At 70.0% G+C, this 14,281-nt stretch carries 20 protein-coding genes; 12 read left to right on the forward strand and 8 right to left on the reverse strand.

Going from position 1 to position 14,281, the window contains the following annotated elements:
• Positions 1 to 44 precede the first annotated feature (44 nt).
• The gene (locus ABZ552_RS28230) at positions 45 to 1,979 is read left to right on the forward strand and encodes a UvrD-helicase domain-containing protein (RefSeq protein ID WP_357440895.1); all 1,935 of its coding nucleotides are present in this window, start codon (positions 45 to 47) and stop codon (positions 1,977 to 1,979) included.
• Positions 1,980 to 1,988: 9 nt separating this feature from the next.
• On the opposite strand, the gene ABZ552_RS28235 is transcribed toward ABZ552_RS28230, so the two are convergent.
• On the reverse strand, positions 1,989 to 2,963 hold the full coding sequence (locus ABZ552_RS28235; RefSeq protein ID WP_281875168.1) for an RNA polymerase subunit sigma-70: 975 nt from the start codon (positions 2,961 to 2,963) through the stop codon (positions 1,989 to 1,991).
• Between the two features lie 156 nt (positions 2,964 to 3,119).
• Here ABZ552_RS28235 and ABZ552_RS28240 point away from each other — a divergent pair, with 156 nt between their 5' ends.
• The 3 genes from ABZ552_RS28240 to ABZ552_RS28250 all read left to right on the forward strand — a co-directional run bounded on the left by ABZ552_RS28240 (position 3,120) and on the right by ABZ552_RS28250 (position 4,731).
• Positions 3,120 to 3,509, forward strand: a complete 390-nt coding sequence (locus ABZ552_RS28240; protein WP_281875169.1) for a PPOX class F420-dependent oxidoreductase — start codon at positions 3,120 to 3,122, stop codon at positions 3,507 to 3,509.
• A gap of 62 nt (positions 3,510 to 3,571) precedes the next feature.
• Positions 3,572 to 3,946 (forward strand): hypothetical protein, encoded by a 375-nt coding sequence (locus tag ABZ552_RS28245; protein WP_281875170.1) that lies wholly within the window; start codon positions 3,572 to 3,574, stop codon positions 3,944 to 3,946.
• Between the two features lie 56 nt (positions 3,947 to 4,002).
• Complete coding sequence (locus ABZ552_RS28250) at positions 4,003 to 4,731, forward strand: VIT family protein (protein WP_281875171.1); 729 nt, start codon at positions 4,003 to 4,005, stop codon at positions 4,729 to 4,731.
• 74 nt (positions 4,732 to 4,805) lie between these two features.
• Here ABZ552_RS28250 and ABZ552_RS28255 read toward each other — a convergent pair whose 3' ends face one another.
• Genes ABZ552_RS28255 through ABZ552_RS28265 form a run of 3 tightly spaced genes read right to left on the reverse strand, consistent with a single transcriptional unit; the run spans position 4,806 to position 5,605 of the window.
• Positions 4,806 to 4,979 (reverse strand): CsbD family protein, encoded by a 174-nt coding sequence (locus ABZ552_RS28255; protein WP_281875172.1) that lies wholly within the window; start codon positions 4,977 to 4,979, stop codon positions 4,806 to 4,808.
• A 9-nt stretch (positions 4,980 to 4,988) separates the two neighbouring features.
• Positions 4,989 to 5,144: a DUF6131 family protein gene (locus tag ABZ552_RS28260; protein ID WP_169813002.1), complete on the reverse strand. Its 156-nt coding sequence runs from the start codon at positions 5,142 to 5,144 to the stop codon at positions 4,989 to 4,991.
• Positions 5,145 to 5,167: 23 nt separating this feature from the next.
• Complete coding sequence (locus ABZ552_RS28265) at positions 5,168 to 5,605, reverse strand: hypothetical protein (RefSeq protein WP_281875173.1); 438 nt, start codon at positions 5,603 to 5,605, stop codon at positions 5,168 to 5,170.
• Positions 5,606 to 5,718: 113 nt separating this feature from the next.
• Here ABZ552_RS28265 and ABZ552_RS28270 point away from each other — a divergent pair, with 113 nt between their 5' ends.
• From ABZ552_RS28270 to ABZ552_RS28285, 4 genes are all read left to right on the forward strand, one after another.
• A complete protein-coding gene (locus tag ABZ552_RS28270) occupies positions 5,719 to 5,913 on the forward strand; it encodes a hypothetical protein (protein ID WP_159842630.1) in 195 nt (64 codons plus the stop codon).
• 117 nt (positions 5,914 to 6,030) lie between these two features.
• Entirely contained in the window at positions 6,031 to 6,315 is a 285-nt protein-coding gene (locus tag ABZ552_RS28275; protein WP_357440902.1) for a hypothetical protein, read from the forward strand.
• A gap of 70 nt (positions 6,316 to 6,385) precedes the next feature.
• A complete protein-coding gene (locus tag ABZ552_RS28280) occupies positions 6,386 to 6,655 on the forward strand; it encodes a hypothetical protein (protein WP_281916791.1) in 270 nt (89 codons plus the stop codon).
• 164 nt (positions 6,656 to 6,819) lie between these two features.
• Positions 6,820 to 7,254, forward strand: coding sequence for a hypothetical protein (locus tag ABZ552_RS28285; protein WP_281916790.1), 435 nt, complete (start codon positions 6,820 to 6,822; stop codon positions 7,252 to 7,254).
• Between the two features lie 144 nt (positions 7,255 to 7,398).
• On the opposite strand, the gene ABZ552_RS28290 is transcribed toward ABZ552_RS28285, so the two are convergent.
• On the reverse strand, positions 7,399 to 8,400 hold the full coding sequence (locus ABZ552_RS28290; protein WP_281875178.1) for a DUF418 domain-containing protein: 1,002 nt from the start codon (positions 8,398 to 8,400) through the stop codon (positions 7,399 to 7,401).
• Positions 8,401 to 8,517: 117 nt separating this feature from the next.
• Between ABZ552_RS28290 and ABZ552_RS28295 the strand changes: the two genes are divergently transcribed.
• Together ABZ552_RS28295 and ABZ552_RS28300 are read left to right on the forward strand one after the other, a co-directional pair.
• Positions 8,518 to 9,009: a MarR family transcriptional regulator gene (locus ABZ552_RS28295; RefSeq protein WP_281916789.1), complete on the forward strand. Its 492-nt coding sequence runs from the start codon at positions 8,518 to 8,520 to the stop codon at positions 9,007 to 9,009.
• Entirely contained in the window at positions 9,006 to 9,386 is a 381-nt protein-coding gene (locus ABZ552_RS28300) for a DUF5313 family protein (protein WP_281916788.1), read from the forward strand. Before ABZ552_RS28295 ends, ABZ552_RS28300 begins: the two co-directional genes overlap by 4 nt.
• Positions 9,387 to 9,604: 218 nt before the next feature.
• On the opposite strand, the gene ABZ552_RS28305 is transcribed toward ABZ552_RS28300, so the two are convergent.
• Together ABZ552_RS28305 and ABZ552_RS28310 are read right to left on the reverse strand one after the other, a co-directional pair.
• Complete coding sequence (locus tag ABZ552_RS28305) at positions 9,605 to 10,693, reverse strand: ionic transporter y4hA (RefSeq protein WP_357440907.1); 1,089 nt, start codon at positions 10,691 to 10,693, stop codon at positions 9,605 to 9,607.
• Between the two features lie 71 nt (positions 10,694 to 10,764).
• On the reverse strand, positions 10,765 to 11,160 hold the full coding sequence (locus ABZ552_RS28310) for a nitroreductase/quinone reductase family protein (RefSeq protein WP_281875182.1): 396 nt from the start codon (positions 11,158 to 11,160) through the stop codon (positions 10,765 to 10,767).
• 507 nt (positions 11,161 to 11,667) lie between these two features.
• Between ABZ552_RS28310 and ABZ552_RS28315 the strand changes: the two genes are divergently transcribed.
• Both ABZ552_RS28315 and mmuM read left to right on the forward strand, forming a co-directional pair.
• Complete coding sequence (locus ABZ552_RS28315) at positions 11,668 to 12,348, forward strand: PhoU domain-containing protein (protein ID WP_357440910.1); 681 nt, start codon at positions 11,668 to 11,670, stop codon at positions 12,346 to 12,348.
• A gap of 48 nt (positions 12,349 to 12,396) precedes the next feature.
• Positions 12,397 to 13,311 (forward strand): homocysteine S-methyltransferase, encoded by a 915-nt coding sequence (mmuM, locus tag ABZ552_RS28320; protein WP_357440941.1) that lies wholly within the window; start codon positions 12,397 to 12,399, stop codon positions 13,309 to 13,311.
• A gap of 74 nt (positions 13,312 to 13,385) precedes the next feature.
• On the opposite strand, the gene ABZ552_RS28325 is transcribed toward mmuM, so the two are convergent.
• Entirely contained in the window at positions 13,386 to 14,246 is an 861-nt protein-coding gene (locus ABZ552_RS28325; protein WP_357440913.1) for an RNA polymerase sigma factor, read from the reverse strand.
• Positions 14,247 to 14,281: the final 35 nt, after the last annotated feature.

Raw genomic sequence — 14,281 nt, forward strand, 5'->3', positions numbered from 1 at the left:
TTACCGTCGAAGACGGGGTAGGTGTGCACCGGAAGGGGGACTCCATGAACACCTGGCTTTCGCGGGTCACGGACACGCTCACTCGCATCCCCGGTTGCAGCTCGGATCAGCGCGCGTTTCTCACCGAGGCGCTGACCGAGCCGGGGCGCTACCTGCTCGTCCACCGGAATCCCGTGCCCGCCGACCATGCCCACGCGCTGCTGGTCTGCGGCACCGGGCTTTTCGCGTTGCGGTTCGCCGAGGACGTGCCCGCCGAGCTCGACGGGATCCGCCGCCACGTCGAGGCGCGGTTCGGCAGATTGCAATTCGGGCGGGAGAAGGTCGTCGCCCACGATGCGCAGATCGTCCTGCTCGTGCCCGGCGAGATCGGGTTGCGCGGCGACGGCAGGTTCGCCGTCGCCCGGCCGGGCGAGCTCGATCGGGTGATCCGCGCACGGCACCGGCAGCTGAAGCCCACCCGCGTCCAGGCCGTCGCGCACACCGTCGCGCACCAGGCGGCCCGGGAGTACGAGCTGCTGGAGATCGAGGAACCGGCGCCGGAGGTACCGGATCTCGCCTTGCTCGATCGGTCGGAAGTCCTCGCGCCGCAGCGGGAGGCGGCGCTGGGACGGCCGTTCCAGCACTGGATGACCTTCCTGGATCCCGAACAGGAACTCCTGGTCTCGCGCACGTACACCGGCCCCGCCCGGCTGACCGGCCCGGCGGGCACGGGTAAGACCGTCGTAGCGCTGCACCGTATGGCCAGGCAGGCGAAGCGATCCACCGGTCGTCAGCTGTACACGACGTTCGTCAAGACGCTCGCGAACTGCCAGGAGACCTACTTCCGGCAGCTCGCGCCGGGAACCGAGGGACGCGTCCAGTTCGCCGGGCTGCATTCCTGGGCTTTGGATTTCCTCGCGCAGCGAATCGCGGCCCCGAAACTCGATCCGCACGGAGCCGACCGCGTGTTTCACCGGGTTTGGGAGCGGGCGCGAGCCGACTTCGAGGACATCGAGCCGCGCGAGAGCTACTGGCGCGAGGAGATCGACCGGGTGATCAAGGGCCGGGAGATCGACGATCTCGACGTCTATCAGCGCGCGGAACGCTACGGGCGCAACGGCATCGGCCTTGATGACGACCGGCGTGCCGAGGTGTGGCGCAAGCTGTACGTGCCCTACGTGAGCGAGATGCGCGAGCGGGGCATCTCCGACTACAGCGACGTCATCGCCATCGCGCTGGCCGAGATCCGCAACGAACCGCTCCCGGAGCCCTATGAGGCGGTCGTCGTCGACGAGGTGCAGGACATCACCCTGGCCGGGCTGCGGCTCGCCCACGCCATCGCGGGCGGCAACGGATCGAGTCCGCTGCTGCTGCTCGGCGACGGCCAGCAGCAGGTGTACGCCGGGGGCTGGCGCATGGCCGACGCGGGCATCGATCTGCGCGGCCGCGGCGCGATCCTGCGGGTCAACTACCGCAACCGCCGCCGCGTCTGGGAGAACGCCGCCGGGATCGACGCGGTGAACTTGCTCGGCGATTTCGACGACGCGCCCGGCGTGCTGTTGCGCGACGCCGACGTCGTCCTGCCCGACGGCGTGGTGCGTATCTGGCGCGGGCCGGACCACTACTTGGAGGCGGCGCTGGTCGACGGCATCCGCGGATGCGGAAAACCGTTGTCCGACATGGCCGTGCTCACCCGGACGCGGCAGGAGGCGGCCCGGCTCGCCGGGGCGCTCGACGCCGTGGGCATCGCGACGCTGCCGTTGGAGGACTACGACGGGACGCCGCAGGCGGCGGTCAAGGTCGGCACCGTGCACCGCGCCAAGGGCCTCGATTTCGCCGCTGTGTTCCATCCGGCCTGGTCCGGCGGATCCCGATCGCGCACCGGCGCGGACCGGGAGCGCGCGGAACTCGCCGACCGGCAGAAGCTCGTCGCGATCACCCGGGCGCGGGACTACGCGTGGATCGGTGTGCGGGACGACCGCCCGGAATTCCAGCGGTGAACCCCTCCCTCACCCCAGAACCGGCGCGAATCCGAACGCGGTGACCAACTCCGGATCGCCGAACGCGGTGATCCGGATGATCGCGTCCTTCGTCGTGGTGAGCACCGCCACGCCGAATGCCCGGTACACGCAATCGGATTGCCGGTGATAGGCGACCGCGGCGAGCTGCCCGTTCGCCGGTGCCGGGAACATCAGCCACTCGCCGGGCGTGCCGAGGACCTGTGCGGCCAGATAGGCGGCGCAGGTCCGCTTGCCCGCGAACCAGGTGCCCGACGGCGGCATCTCCAGCACGGCGTCGCGGTGCAGCAGGCGTTCGATGGCGGCCGGATCGGCGCGGCGGAACGCGGTCATGTACTCCTCGAGCAGCGCGCGCCGGCCCGGCTCGCCCGGTGGCACCGCCTGCTCGGCGGCCGCCGCGACCTCCGTGAGCCGGGCCCGGGCGCGCTGCAACGTGCTCTTCACCGCCGCGGTGCTGGTGTCGAGCATCTCGGCGACTTCCGTCGCGGGCATGCCGAGCACGTCGCGCAGCAGCAGCACGGCGCGCTGTCTGCCGTTCAGGTGCTGCAGGCACGCGATGAGCGCCAGACGCAGGCTGTCGCGGGCCACCACCACACCGGCCGGGTCCGGCGCGACCAGGGCGTCCGGCATCGGCTGGAGCCACCGGACACCCGCGGCGGCAGCCACTGGCGGCGCCGAGGGATCCGTGCCAGGAGCGCCGAGACCCGACGGCAGCACGCGCCGCCCATGGTGCTCGAGCGCGGTCAAGCACACATTCGTGGCGATCCGATACAGCCAGGTCCGCACCGAGGAGCGGCCCTCGAAGGCGCCGAAGGAACGCCAAGCGCGCAGATAGGTCTCCTGCACCGAGTCTTCGGCGTCGTGCGGCGAGCCGAGCATGCGGTAACAATGCGCCAGCAATTCCCGGCGATACGGCTGGGTGCGGCGGGTGAATTCGGCGTCGGGAAGCGCGCTGGTCGAGGTCATCCACAGGTCCTTTCCCGGTCCACGGAGTGTGAGCCGTCGCAGATATGACCGGATGGGACGCGAAAAAGAATCGCTTCCCGCGATTCCTCCGGACCGGCGCGGCAGTCCGCATTACGGGGATCACCGTGATGCCCGAACCGACCGAGGAGACTTCCGATGCCACTCGACGACACCGTGCGCACCCTGATCGACGGCCCCCACGCCGCCGTCCTGGCCACCGCCAACGCGGACGGCCGCCCGCAGTCCTCGGTGATCTTCGTCGACCACGACGGCGACACCCTGGTGTTCAGCACGATCAAAGGGCGGCTGAAGACCCGCAACATGCTGCGCGATCCACGGGTGAGCCTGCTGGTGCTCAGCCGAGCCGACGGCCGGTACGCGGAGGTGCGCGGCCGGGCCGAGATCACCGACGACCCGGACAAGACGCTGCTCATGGCGATGTACGCGAAGTACATGGGCGGCGCGACTCCCCCGCCGGAACCGGAGGCGCAGCGGCTGATCGTGCGGATCGTGCCGGAGCGCGTGTACGTCTTCCCACCCGCTTGAATCGTCACTGGGAAGGCGCGATTCGGCCGCTAGACTCTCCGATCGACTGGGAAGGGGGCCGCATGGACGCGGTTATCAAGGAGGTCGCCGAGGAGGGCAAGCGGCTGATCGACCGGGCCTGGCTCGGCGAGCTCAGCCGCGACCAGGCGGTGCACATGTTCGTCCAGGTCGGCGACGGGATGGTGCGCTACGAGACAGCGCTGACCATCATCGACGACGGTGTGCAACGCCTGTCCGCCAACGCCAGGCGGCTGCGGATCCTGCGCTGGTGCGCGGTGCTGGAGGTTCCGGTGTTCGGCGCGTTCGCCGTGCTGGCGGTGCTGGTCGGGGATGTCACCACCGCCGGGCTTTCGCTGCTGTTCCTGCTGATCCTGCAGATCATCCACCGCACGATGCTTCCGCATCCGCCGGCCGTTCCCCGCCCACCCCTTCCGTAGCGGACCGGCCTGTCGCGGCTCCCGCCCGCGCGGCGCCGAGTGATTAGGGTGCGTTCATGGCTCGCACGACCGACGCCTCCGGCGCACACCCGCACGAACCCCACGGCAACGGCTTCGCGTCCAAGCTCAACTGGCTGCGCGCCGGGGTGCTGGGCGCGAACGACGGCATCGTGTCCACGGCGGGGCTGGTCGTCGGTGTGGCGGCGGCGACCACCGACACACCGGCGTTGTTCACCGCGGGCATCGCGGGGCTTTCCGCGGGGGCGATCTCGATGGCGGTGGGCGAATACGTCTCGGTCAGCACTCAGCGCGATTCGGAGCGGGCCTTGCTGGCGAAGGAACGCAAAGAACTGCGCGACGAGCCGGACTACGAGCTGGCCGAGCTCACGGCGATCTACCAGGCCAAGGGATTGACGCCGGAAACGGCGCGCAAGGTGGCCGAAGAACTCACCGCGCACGACGCGTTCACCGCGCACGCGGAGGCCGAACTGGGCCTGAACCCCGCGGAGCTGACCAATCCCTGGCAGGCGGCGTTCTCCTCGGCGGTGGCCTTCACGCTCGGCGCGCTGCTGCCACTGCTGGCCATCCTGCTGCCCCCGGTCACCGCGCGCATCCCGGTGACGTTCGCGGCCGTGCTCGCCGCGCTCGCGCTCACCGGGTCGGTCAGCGCGCGCCTGGGCGGAAGCCCGCGGGGCCGGGCCGTGGTGCGGGTGGTGCTCGGCGGCGCGCTGGCCATGGCCGTCACCTATGGCATCGGGCAGCTCACCGACGTGGCCGGGATCTGACGGCTCGGTCTCGGAACACGACGATGCCGGGCGGAGGCTGTCGGCCTTCGCCCGGCACGGTCGATCGTGCGCGGTCAGCGCTTGAACGCGTCCCGCAGTTTGTCCGCGGCGCGCTTGACGTTGCCGAGGGTCTGGTCACGCCGCCCCTCGGCCTCCAGCCGGGAGTTGCCGGTCGCTTTGCCGAGGAATTTCTTCATGCTGCCCCTGGTCGCTTGCACTTGGTGCGCGAGGCGATCTTCGAACTTCATGAGCAATTCCTAGTAATACCAGCGACGGCCACCCACCGGACGGCCCACCGAGCCGGCCACCAGCAGCACGAGCCCGATGATCAGCACGATGATGCCCGCGGTGGTCAGCAGCGGAATCGAGAGCAGCCAGCCCAGGACCAAGAGGATGAGGCCGAGAATGATCATTGTCGTATTCCTTTTCTTCTCAACTATTTCGCGGTCACGGGTTTCGAGGTCGGCACCGTCGCGCCGCGATCGGTCCGGGCGGTACCGGAACCGGGTGCGCGCAGCCACCGCCGCCAGGCCGGCTCCTGGGGAGCCCGCGCCGCCGGTGCGGAAGTGTCTGCCGCCAGATCACGCCGTACCGCCGCCATCTCGCGACGGGACTGCGCGAGTTCACGACGCGCGACCATGCCGCGGCGGGTGACCCGCCACGCGCCGGACAGCACGAGGGCTAGTCCGAACATCCCGATCGCACCGAGCACGACGCCGTAACCGAACAGCGCTCCGGTGGAACCGTGGAAGTGATAGTCGAATACCGAGAAATCGCTCGTCAGTTGCTGAGCGGGGCCGGTGTTGCCCACTACGGCGGCAACTCCGATAATCACGGCCGCGATCAAGGCGACGAGCCCGATGATGATGATCATGGCAATCCCTGTTGCGTCGATTCGTTTGACAACTCCGCTATTCCCGGGGTCCTCGCGATCAAACGGGACAAAAAGGAAAGTTTGAGTGAGCGGAATCCGTCAATGCGATTCGCATGACGTACACAGTTACATTGCACAACGTGACCCGGGAGTCCGCGTCGGCCGTCGAATCGGCGCTGCGCGGCGTGAACGGCATCGACTCCGTCGACATCGACGTACCGTCCGAACGCGCGATCGTGAACTCGACGACGCTGACCTACGGCGAGGTGCTCGACGCGATCCGGCAGACCGGAGCCGCCGCCTCCTGATGGGGCTCGGCGCGACGCGTGGCCATCCGGCCGCGTGGAGGCCGGAACCCGCACGCAGCCCGCGCCGACGACCTGCACACCAGCGGGGACCGACCGGCAGTGCGAGATGATGACCGGGTGACGGATGTGTTCGACGCCCGGTTCGCCCGAAATCCGTGGCCCACGCTCGAGCGGCTGCGTACCGCGGGGGACGGCATACATCGCGTCCGCACGCCCGACGGACCGCCGGCCTGGTTGGTGACGCGATACCATGACGTGCGGGCCGGTCTGCTGGACCGTCGGCTGTCGACCCAGGCCCGGTACGCGAAAGGCGACGACTACCGGGCTTCGCGGTGCCGCCACCGCTGGACGCGATGCTCGCGGCCGCTCCGGCCGACCACGCACGCCTGCGCGGTATGGTGACCGCCGAATTGTCCCCGCGCCGACTGGACGGAACTCGCTCCCGCACTGGTCGATTCACTTCCGCCCGAGCATGCCGACCTCGGCCGACCACGATCTCGAAATCTTCCATCAGCCGGGCGAACCGGACCTCGGGCGCGACCCTGGCGCGCAGCTCGCGCTCGGCCACGGCACACACGCCTGCCTGGGCAACGCGCTGGTGCGCACCGTCACCGCGGCCGCCATCGATCACGTCCTCACCCGATGGCCGGATTCCGCGCTCGCGGTGGACGAGCGAGAGATCGTGTGGCGCTCCGGCTTCCGGCATCGGGGACCACTCACGTTGCCGGTGGAACTGCGATGAGATGGGGCGAGCGACGATGATCGCCCCATCTGCTGCCGCTCTCGGGTACCGGACCTTTCGTGGTCACCCACCCCTTCGGGGCGACCACACCGGCATACGCCGGCGGAGCACGGACGAGTATGATCTACGCCACATGTCCTGTCAACCACAGGAGACACGCTGATATGGGGGAGGACTTACACCCGTTCACCCGGGCGCTCAACACCCTGATCAACGGAATGCACCCGCCCGCGCGCAAAGACGGTCGGCCGCAGGAGATCACACATCGAGCGCTGGCCGAGGACATCCACCGCACCACCGGGACGCGCCTGTCCGCCAACTACCTCTGGAAACTGCGCACCGGCCAGGCGGTGAACCCGTCCTACGAGACGCTGGAGCTGTTCCGCGGTTACTTCGGGCTCGACAGCCTGGACCCGTTCACCGACCCGCAGCTGGCGGCGGCGCGCGGCAGCGAGCTGGCATTGATCAACGCGCTCAAGGGGAACGCCGAGCACGACGTGCTGGAGCTCGTGCTGCGGGATGGGCTGCGACAGGGTACGGTCCGCGCCGAGTCGGTGCTGGCGATGCTGGATATCCTGCGCCGCATCGAGAACGAGTGATCGGGATCCGGGACCGGCCGTCGCGGCTGCGACCGCCGGGAGCGGGCTCGGGCAGAATCGCGATCCAGTTGGACACCGCGCGGCTGCTCCCCATGCCGTCGGCCGCTCTGGAGACCACGGGCGATCCTTCGGCTCCGCGCCGACTCAGTACCTACGGCTCGGCACCCGCACGCGCCGGATCGGCACCACCGTCCACCAGGTGACGCACCGCCACCACCATTCCAGCGGTCCGTACTCGAACAGCCGCAACCACACGGCGCTGAATACCGCCTGCACCGCGATGATTGCGACCGCCAATCCCAGCACTGTCGCGTAGTCGTCGGAGCCGGGCAGGCCCAAGCGCGGCGCGGCCGACAGAATCAGGGCGGTGGCGCCGACGTAGTTGGTCAGCGCCATGCGGCCCAGCGGCCGCAACACCTCCGCCAGCACCTGACCGGGCTCGATGCGCAGCAACAGCAGCAACCCGGTGACGTAGGCCAGCGCGCCCAGCAGGCCCGCCACGGCCATGGCAGGGGTGGACCACAGCTCCAGATACGGTGTGCGGTATTCCCACCGCCCTGCCGCAATCGCGGCGGGCAGGGCGAGGGCGAAGACCACACCGATCTGCCAGCCCCGTTCCTCGAGGGTGTCCACGACTCCGGCCCGCACGGTGGCCAGGCCGAGCAGGAAAAGCCCTGGCGCCAAAGCCAGTCCGCCACCCAGGGCGAGCGCGACGCCGAAGGTGCCGACCAGGCCCGCCAGGAACACCGCCCAGGTGGGCAGCGCCGAGGCGGGCAACAGGATCACCAATCCGGCCAGCGCGTACGGCAGCAACGCCTCACCCGGCTGGAACTGCTGGTGCACCAGGCCGATCAGCCCGAGCGCCAGCAAGCGGCGCACCAGCACCAGCCGCGGGCGCTCGCTGCGCTGCGCGGCGCCGTCCAGCAGCAACGCGAAGCCGATCCCGAACAGAAACGAGAAGATCGGGAAGAACCGTCCCTCGAAGAGCACCGACAGCACATGGCGGACCGGAAACACCGCACCCGATCCGTCCGTGGCAGGCATGTCGGTGATCCGCCAGATGTCCACCACCAGGATCCCGCACAGCGCGAAACCACGGACCGCATCCAGTTCCTCGATGCGGAGTGGACGCGCGTCGTAGTGCATGGATTCACGGTAACCAGCGACCGCCCCGGAGCCGGGATCTCGCGGCGAGATGTCGCGCACATTACTTAACGCACTAACTATTAATGCGCTAACTTGGAGCGCGGACAAGGAGGGCCGATGGAGACCGAGATCGACGATCCGCTGCGTTTGGACCGGCAGGTGTGCTTCGCGCTGGCCGTGGCCAATCGTGCGGTGCTGAGCGTCTACCGTCCGCTCCTGGAGCCGCTCGGGCTCACCCACCCGCAGTATCTGGTGATGCTCGCGCTCTGGGGCGAGGCGCCGATGTCGGTCAAGGCCATCGCCGAGGCGATCCAACTCGACTCCCCCACACTGTCCCCGCTGCTCAAACGCCTGGAAGCCGCCGGGCTGATCAGCCGCGAGCGCGACAGCCGGGACGAACGCAACCTCGTCGTGAATCTGACCGAGGCCGGGGCCGCACTGCGCGCGCAGGCCGAGCGGATCCCGCCCGCCGTCGTGCAACGCCTGGGCGTGACCCTCGCCGACCTCGAGCAGTTGCGCGACGTCCTCACCAGGGTGAACGAGGCGGCCCGCCGTGCGGCGGCCGCCGAGCCCGACGCCCCGACCCCGTCCCGAGGAGCCCGGCCATGACCCGAGAGCGACGGCGGCCCGGTCCCCTCCAGTGGATCGGCTACGCCTTCGGACGACGCCTGCCCGATTCCATGCGCGAGTGGGTGCGCGACGACCTGACCGGCAGGTTCGCCGCCACCCGGCACGTCCTGCGCGGGATGGTGCCGTTCACGCCGCTGTTCGCGGCGTTCCTGCTGTTCCCCGGCGAGTTGTGGCTGCGCGGCGCGATGATCCTGCTGGCGCTGCTGCTGGCCCTGTTCTACACGGTCGCGTACATGCCGATGAACCGGGCGCACCGGCTCGCGAAGCACGGGTTGCCCGCGGATCTGGAGAATCCGCGGCGAGCCGAGCGCCGAGCGCGGGAACGCGCCAGATACGCCGCCCAGCATCCGCACTGAGTGGCGGCGACCCTGGCGGCGGTGCGCGCCCGATACCGTTCCTTCGCGGTGGCCGTGCAGCAGATAGACCGGTCCCCGGCGGGAACCCAACTCGCGTCAGCGGCGACAGCTCATCGGAACCGCCGTGGAACGGACGCGGGACAGTAGAGCGTCCGCGGGTGCCGAAGCTGCTGTTGTGGCCCGGCCACGCACGTGGCTCGATCGAAGCGTTCGCGCCCTCAGGGACTGGCGGCGAGACCGACGAAGGCCGCGAACACGGCCAGGTGGACGCCGCCCTGCAGCAACGTCGCCCGTCCCGGAACGATGGTGAGCCCGCCCACCACGACGGTCAGGGCCAGCAGCACCGTCTGGGTCGCCCCGAGGCCGAGTACCAGCGGGCCGTCCAGCCAGATGCTCGCCACCGCGATCGCCGGGATGGTCAGGCCGATGCTCGCCATGGCCGAACCCAGCGCCAGATTGAGCCCGATCTGCACTTGGTCACGGCGCGCCGCCCGCACCGCGGCGATCGTCTCGGGCAGCAGCACCAGCAGAGCGATCACCACGCCGACCGCCGACTGCGGCAGCCCCGCCGACTGGACCGCCGACTCGACGGCCGGCGAGACCACCTTCGCCAGCCCCACCACGCAGATCAGGGCGACCAGCAGCAGGGCGAGGGCGGCCAGCGCGGCGCGCCCGCTGGGCGCCTCGGCGTGCTCGTCGCCGGTGACGACGCCGTCCGCCTCGACCGGCAGGAAGTCGTCCGGGTGACGCACCGTCTGCACCATCACGAACAACCCGTACAGCGCGAGCGAGGCCACCGCCGCGAAAGCCAGCTGCGCGGGCGAGAACTCCGGACCGGGCTTGCTCGTGGTGAAGGTCGGCAGCACGAGACTGAGCGTGGCCAGCGTGGCGACGGTGGCCAGCGCCGCGCCGGTGCCTTCCGCGTTGAACACCGCCACGCGCCTGCGTAGAGCTCCCACCAGCAGGCAGAGCCCGAAGATTCCGTTGCAGGTGATCATCGCGGCGGCGAAGACCGTGTCGCGGGCCAGGGTCGCGGTCTTGTCGCCGCCCTGGGTCATCAGCGTGAGGATGAGCGCGACCTCGATCACGGTGACCGCGACGGCGAGCACTAGCGAGCCGAACGGCTCGCCGACGCGCTGCGCCACCACCTCCGCGTGATGGACCGCGGACAGCACCGCCCCCACCAACGCCACCACCACGACCGTCACCGCCACACCGGGCAGACTTCGGCCCCAAGTCGCCGCGAGAGCGGCAACGGCGAGCAGTGGCACGAGCACAGTCCAGCGGGCGAACAACACACGGAGCATGCCCACCATGCTCCCAGCAAATCGCTCGCATCCCGGTCAGGCGACCAACGTCCCCCGCACCGAGCCGGGGCTCAGTCCTCCAGATCGATGCGCAAAGTAAGCAAGTCGGTACCGACGAGCCGGACAGCCGCGCTGTTCGCACGCGGCAGCGCCGACAGACGGGCACGCGCGTCATCCTCGGGCAGCAGATGCGCGGTGCCCGCATGCCATCGTCCGTGCAGTCGCAGCCGGACCCGGTTGTCGGCCTTGATGTTCCGGACATACTGGGAACGCTCGCCGAACTCGGAGACCAGCCAGAATTCCTGCCCGACCCGCCGTCCGCCGATCGGGGTGATCCGGGGCTGCCCGCTGACCCGGCCGGTGGTCTCCAGGAGGGTCTGCCCGGGAAGCGTGCTGAGGATCGGATTGCCTACCCGGCGCTGGAACGCCGTCACCACCCGATGCTGGATGTCGCGCAAGTTCGGCATGCCGCGACGGTAACACCGGTCACAGCCGTCGGCAGGCTTCGCCGCGACCCCGATTCGGGCGCTGAACAGGGCAGGGGCCAGGGGTGAATGCGGCGGCGCACCGGCAGGTACCGCGGCGCAAACAGTCATCCAGCGCAACGCGCAGGACCGACCCTTCGCCCCGCCGCACCGAACCATCGAGGGCACGCCGTGAGCAATCGAGCGAGTTGCCCCGTATCCCAACCTGTTCTGTGATGCGCAACACAAAATCCTCGATATAGCAATATCTCTCCGCCACTCCGTACACCCGCGCGGCGCCCGAGCACGGTTCACCCGCACACCGCGACCGCCGTCACCGCCGGTACACGACCGCGCTTGCGGAGCACGAAAAAACGTCAGCACCTGCGTCTTCCACTCGACCACCACACGCGGCGAGCGCGTTCTTCTGCGTGGCGGGCACCGGCCGGCCTGCCGAGGCGATGTCGTTACCGATGAACATCCGGCGAGGAATCGACCACGCCCCTGTCGATGGGTGAGAATTTGGCGGTGCGCACCCAGTTCACTGCCGAGCTCATCGCGTTGACGAATGATCTGACGCTGATGTGCACGCTCGCCCACGACGCCGTCGAACGTGTCACCGACGCGCTCGTCGCCGCCGACCTCACCGCGACCTACGAAGTCTTCGCGCTCGACGAACAGCTGCAGAAGATGTACGGCGCGTGCGAGGCGCGCACCGTGGTGCTGCTGGCATTGCAGGCGCCGGTGGCCCGCGACCTGCGGCACGTGGTGACCGCGATCCAGATCGCCGGGGAACTGTCGCGCATCGGCTGGCTGGTCAGCCGGATCGCCGACAAGGTGTACCAGAGTCATCCCGGGCACGCTGCGGAGCCGCCGCTCCTGGACATCCTCGCCGCGATGGGTGAGCTGGCTGCCGAGCGCACGGCGTTGGCAGCGCGCGCGGTCGCGGGTCACCAACCGCTGCCCGAGGAGCTGACACCCGCCGGGCGCCCGATGGAAACGCTGCACCAGCAGTTGCATTCCGCGCTGCGCGACTCCGCGTCCCGGCCTTCCACCGAGGTGGCGATCGACATCGCCCTGCTGGGGCACCATTTGGAGCGCTGTGTCGACCACACCGCACGCATCGAACGGCTCATCCGGTTCCTCGACACCGGGGTCCCCCCGACCGCCCAGCCCACCGACGACGAGTAAGTCGCGTCCTACAGTGGAATCGTGCTGTTCGACGCGGCGGAGGGGGCACTGATCTCGGACGGCGGATTGGCCAGCGAGCTGGAGGCGCGCGGCCACGACCTGTCCGGCGCGCTGTGGTCGGCACGTCTGCTCCTGGACCGTCCCGCCGCCATCCAGGCCGTGCACGCGGCCTACTTCCGCGCGGGCGCCGACATCGCCACCACCGCCACCTATCAGGCTTCCTACGAGGGTTTCGCCGCGCGCGGACTGACCAGAGCGGAGTCCGCGCGGCTGTGGCGGCGCGGCGTGGCGCTGGCCCGTGCGGCGCGCGACGCCTGCGCCGACGAGCAGGTCCGATGGGTCGCCGCCTCGATCGGCCCCTACGGCGCCGCGTGCGCCGACGGATCGGAATACCGTGGCCGCTACGGGCGCACCGTGGCCGAACTGCGGACCTGGCATCGGCCGCGCATCGAGGTGCTCGCGGAGGCGGGCGCCGATCTGCTGGCCCTGGAGACCGTGCCCGATATCGATGAGGCCGAGGCGCTGGTCGACTTGGTGAACGACATCGGGGTGCCCGCGTGGCTCAGCTACACCATCGACGGCAGCCGCACGCGTGCCGGGCAACCGCTCGCCGACGCGTTCGCGGTGGCCGCCGGCTCGGACTCGATCGTCGCGATCGGCGTGAACTGCTGCGCGCCCGCCGATGTCGCGGACGCGGTCGAACTGGCCGCCCGCACCGGCAAACCCGTGATCGCCTACCCGAACAGCGGCGAAGATTGGGATGCGGCGCGCCACCGCTGGACGGGCCCCGCGCAGTTCGCCCCGCGGCAGGCGCGGGGCTGGTTCGCGCGTGGCGCGCGGATCGTCGGCGGATGCTGCCGTGTCGGCCCCGCTCAGATAGCCCGGCTCGCACGAGAAGTCCGAGGAACTGCGACCTGCGACGGCCCTCTCGCCGGTTCAGCCGACCCCGGAACGCCTGGCTGAACGCCCGGCGGCGACCGCGCCCGTCTGCGGGACGTGCCCCCATCGCCGGGCGCCGTCGCCGTCGTCCGGGCGGATCACGTCTCCTCGAGCATGGGGAAACGACCCGAACCGAGCAGCCCGGCGATCGCGTCCATCTTCGCCTGCGGCGCGGCGTAGTCCGGATGGGCGCGCAGGACCGACGCCGCGTCGTGCAACCGGATCATCTGCCGTTCGGCCTCGGCGGCGGTGCGCCCGCCCGCGCTGACCGGATGGCGGGCGTACACCGGACGGCCGCGGTCGATCCGTCCGAGCGCGAGCGCTTTGTCCACCCGTCGTGAGCAGCGGCAGAACGCCGCCGGATCGACCAGGCCGCAGGTCGCGTTCAGGAAGTTGCCGAGCCGTTTTTTGGCGCGCTCCAAGCGCTTTCGGTAGGCGGCGGGGGTGATATCGAGGATCCAGGCGGCCTCGGTGGAACTCAGCTCGAACACGTCACCGAGCACGAAGGCGATCCGTTCGTCGCGGGCCAGGCACTGCAACATGCCTTGACTGCAGGTGAGCCGCACCTCGGCGGTCAGTAGCACGGCTTCCGGGCCGCGATGGTCGGCCTCCGACAAACCGTCGGCCAGTCCCTCCCGGAAGGCGTCCAAGCTCAGGTGCGCCGCCTCCTGCGGGCTCTGGCGCCGCAGATTCAGCAGGTGATTGACGCCGATGCGATAGGCCCAGGTGAGCAGCCGCGCCTCCGCGCGCCAGGTGTGCAGATGGTCCAGGACGCGCACCATGATCTCCTGCGTCGCGTCCTCGGCCTCCGCGGGCCGCCACACCATGCGCAGGGCGAGCCGATACAGCGGGTCCTGCAGCGAGCGCACGACCTGGGCGACGGCGTCCCGGTCGCCCGCGACCGCGCGGGCGACCATGGCCTGCTCCTGCGCCGAGACTGCGTCGTGCTCCGTGCTCATCCGGCCATCATTCGGCCTGCGCCGCCGTCGGCGCA

The organism is Nocardia sp. NPDC019219 (genome assembly GCF_040632645.1).
Classification (GTDB): domain Bacteria; phylum Actinomycetota; class Actinomycetes; order Mycobacteriales; family Mycobacteriaceae; genus Nocardia; species Nocardia sputorum.

Coding starts and splice junctions, on each gene's coding strand:
- ABZ552_RS28280 (WP_281916791.1), top strand. CDS start 6,386: ATGCCGACCTCGGCCGACCACGATCTCGAAATCTTCCATCAGCCGGGC.
- ABZ552_RS28235 (WP_281875168.1), bottom strand. CDS start 2,963: ATGACCTCGACCAGCGCGCTTCCCGACGCCGAATTCACCCGCCGCACC.
- ABZ552_RS28245 (WP_281875170.1), top strand. CDS start 3,572: ATGGACGCGGTTATCAAGGAGGTCGCCGAGGAGGGCAAGCGGCTGATC.
- ABZ552_RS28310 (WP_281875182.1), bottom strand. CDS start 11,160: ATGCCGAACTTGCGCGACATCCAGCATCGGGTGGTGACGGCGTTCCAG.
- ABZ552_RS28240 (WP_281875169.1), top strand. CDS start 3,120: ATGCCACTCGACGACACCGTGCGCACCCTGATCGACGGCCCCCACGCC.
- ABZ552_RS28270 (WP_159842630.1), top strand. CDS start 5,719: ATGACGTACACAGTTACATTGCACAACGTGACCCGGGAGTCCGCGTCG.
- ABZ552_RS28265 (WP_281875173.1), bottom strand. CDS start 5,605: ATGATCATCATCATCGGGCTCGTCGCCTTGATCGCGGCCGTGATTATC.
- ABZ552_RS28230 (WP_357440895.1), top strand. CDS start 45: ATGAACACCTGGCTTTCGCGGGTCACGGACACGCTCACTCGCATCCCC.
- ABZ552_RS28250 (WP_281875171.1), top strand. CDS start 4,003: ATGGCTCGCACGACCGACGCCTCCGGCGCACACCCGCACGAACCCCAC.
- ABZ552_RS28300 (WP_281916788.1), top strand. CDS start 9,006: ATGACCCGAGAGCGACGGCGGCCCGGTCCCCTCCAGTGGATCGGCTAC.
- ABZ552_RS28255 (WP_281875172.1), bottom strand. CDS start 4,979: ATGAAGTTCGAAGATCGCCTCGCGCACCAAGTGCAAGCGACCAGGGGC.
- ABZ552_RS28295 (WP_281916789.1), top strand. CDS start 8,518: ATGGAGACCGAGATCGACGATCCGCTGCGTTTGGACCGGCAGGTGTGC.
- ABZ552_RS28325 (WP_357440913.1), bottom strand. CDS start 14,246: ATGAGCACGGAGCACGACGCAGTCTCGGCGCAGGAGCAGGCCATGGTC.
- ABZ552_RS28260 (WP_169813002.1), bottom strand. CDS start 5,144: ATGATCATTCTCGGCCTCATCCTCTTGGTCCTGGGCTGGCTGCTCTCG.
- ABZ552_RS28315 (WP_357440910.1), top strand. CDS start 11,668: ATGGGTGAGAATTTGGCGGTGCGCACCCAGTTCACTGCCGAGCTCATC.
- ABZ552_RS28290 (WP_281875178.1), bottom strand. CDS start 8,400: ATGCACTACGACGCGCGTCCACTCCGCATCGAGGAACTGGATGCGGTC.
- ABZ552_RS28285 (WP_281916790.1), top strand. CDS start 6,820: ATGGGGGAGGACTTACACCCGTTCACCCGGGCGCTCAACACCCTGATC.
- ABZ552_RS28305 (WP_357440907.1), bottom strand. CDS start 10,693: ATGCTCCGTGTGTTGTTCGCCCGCTGGACTGTGCTCGTGCCACTGCTC.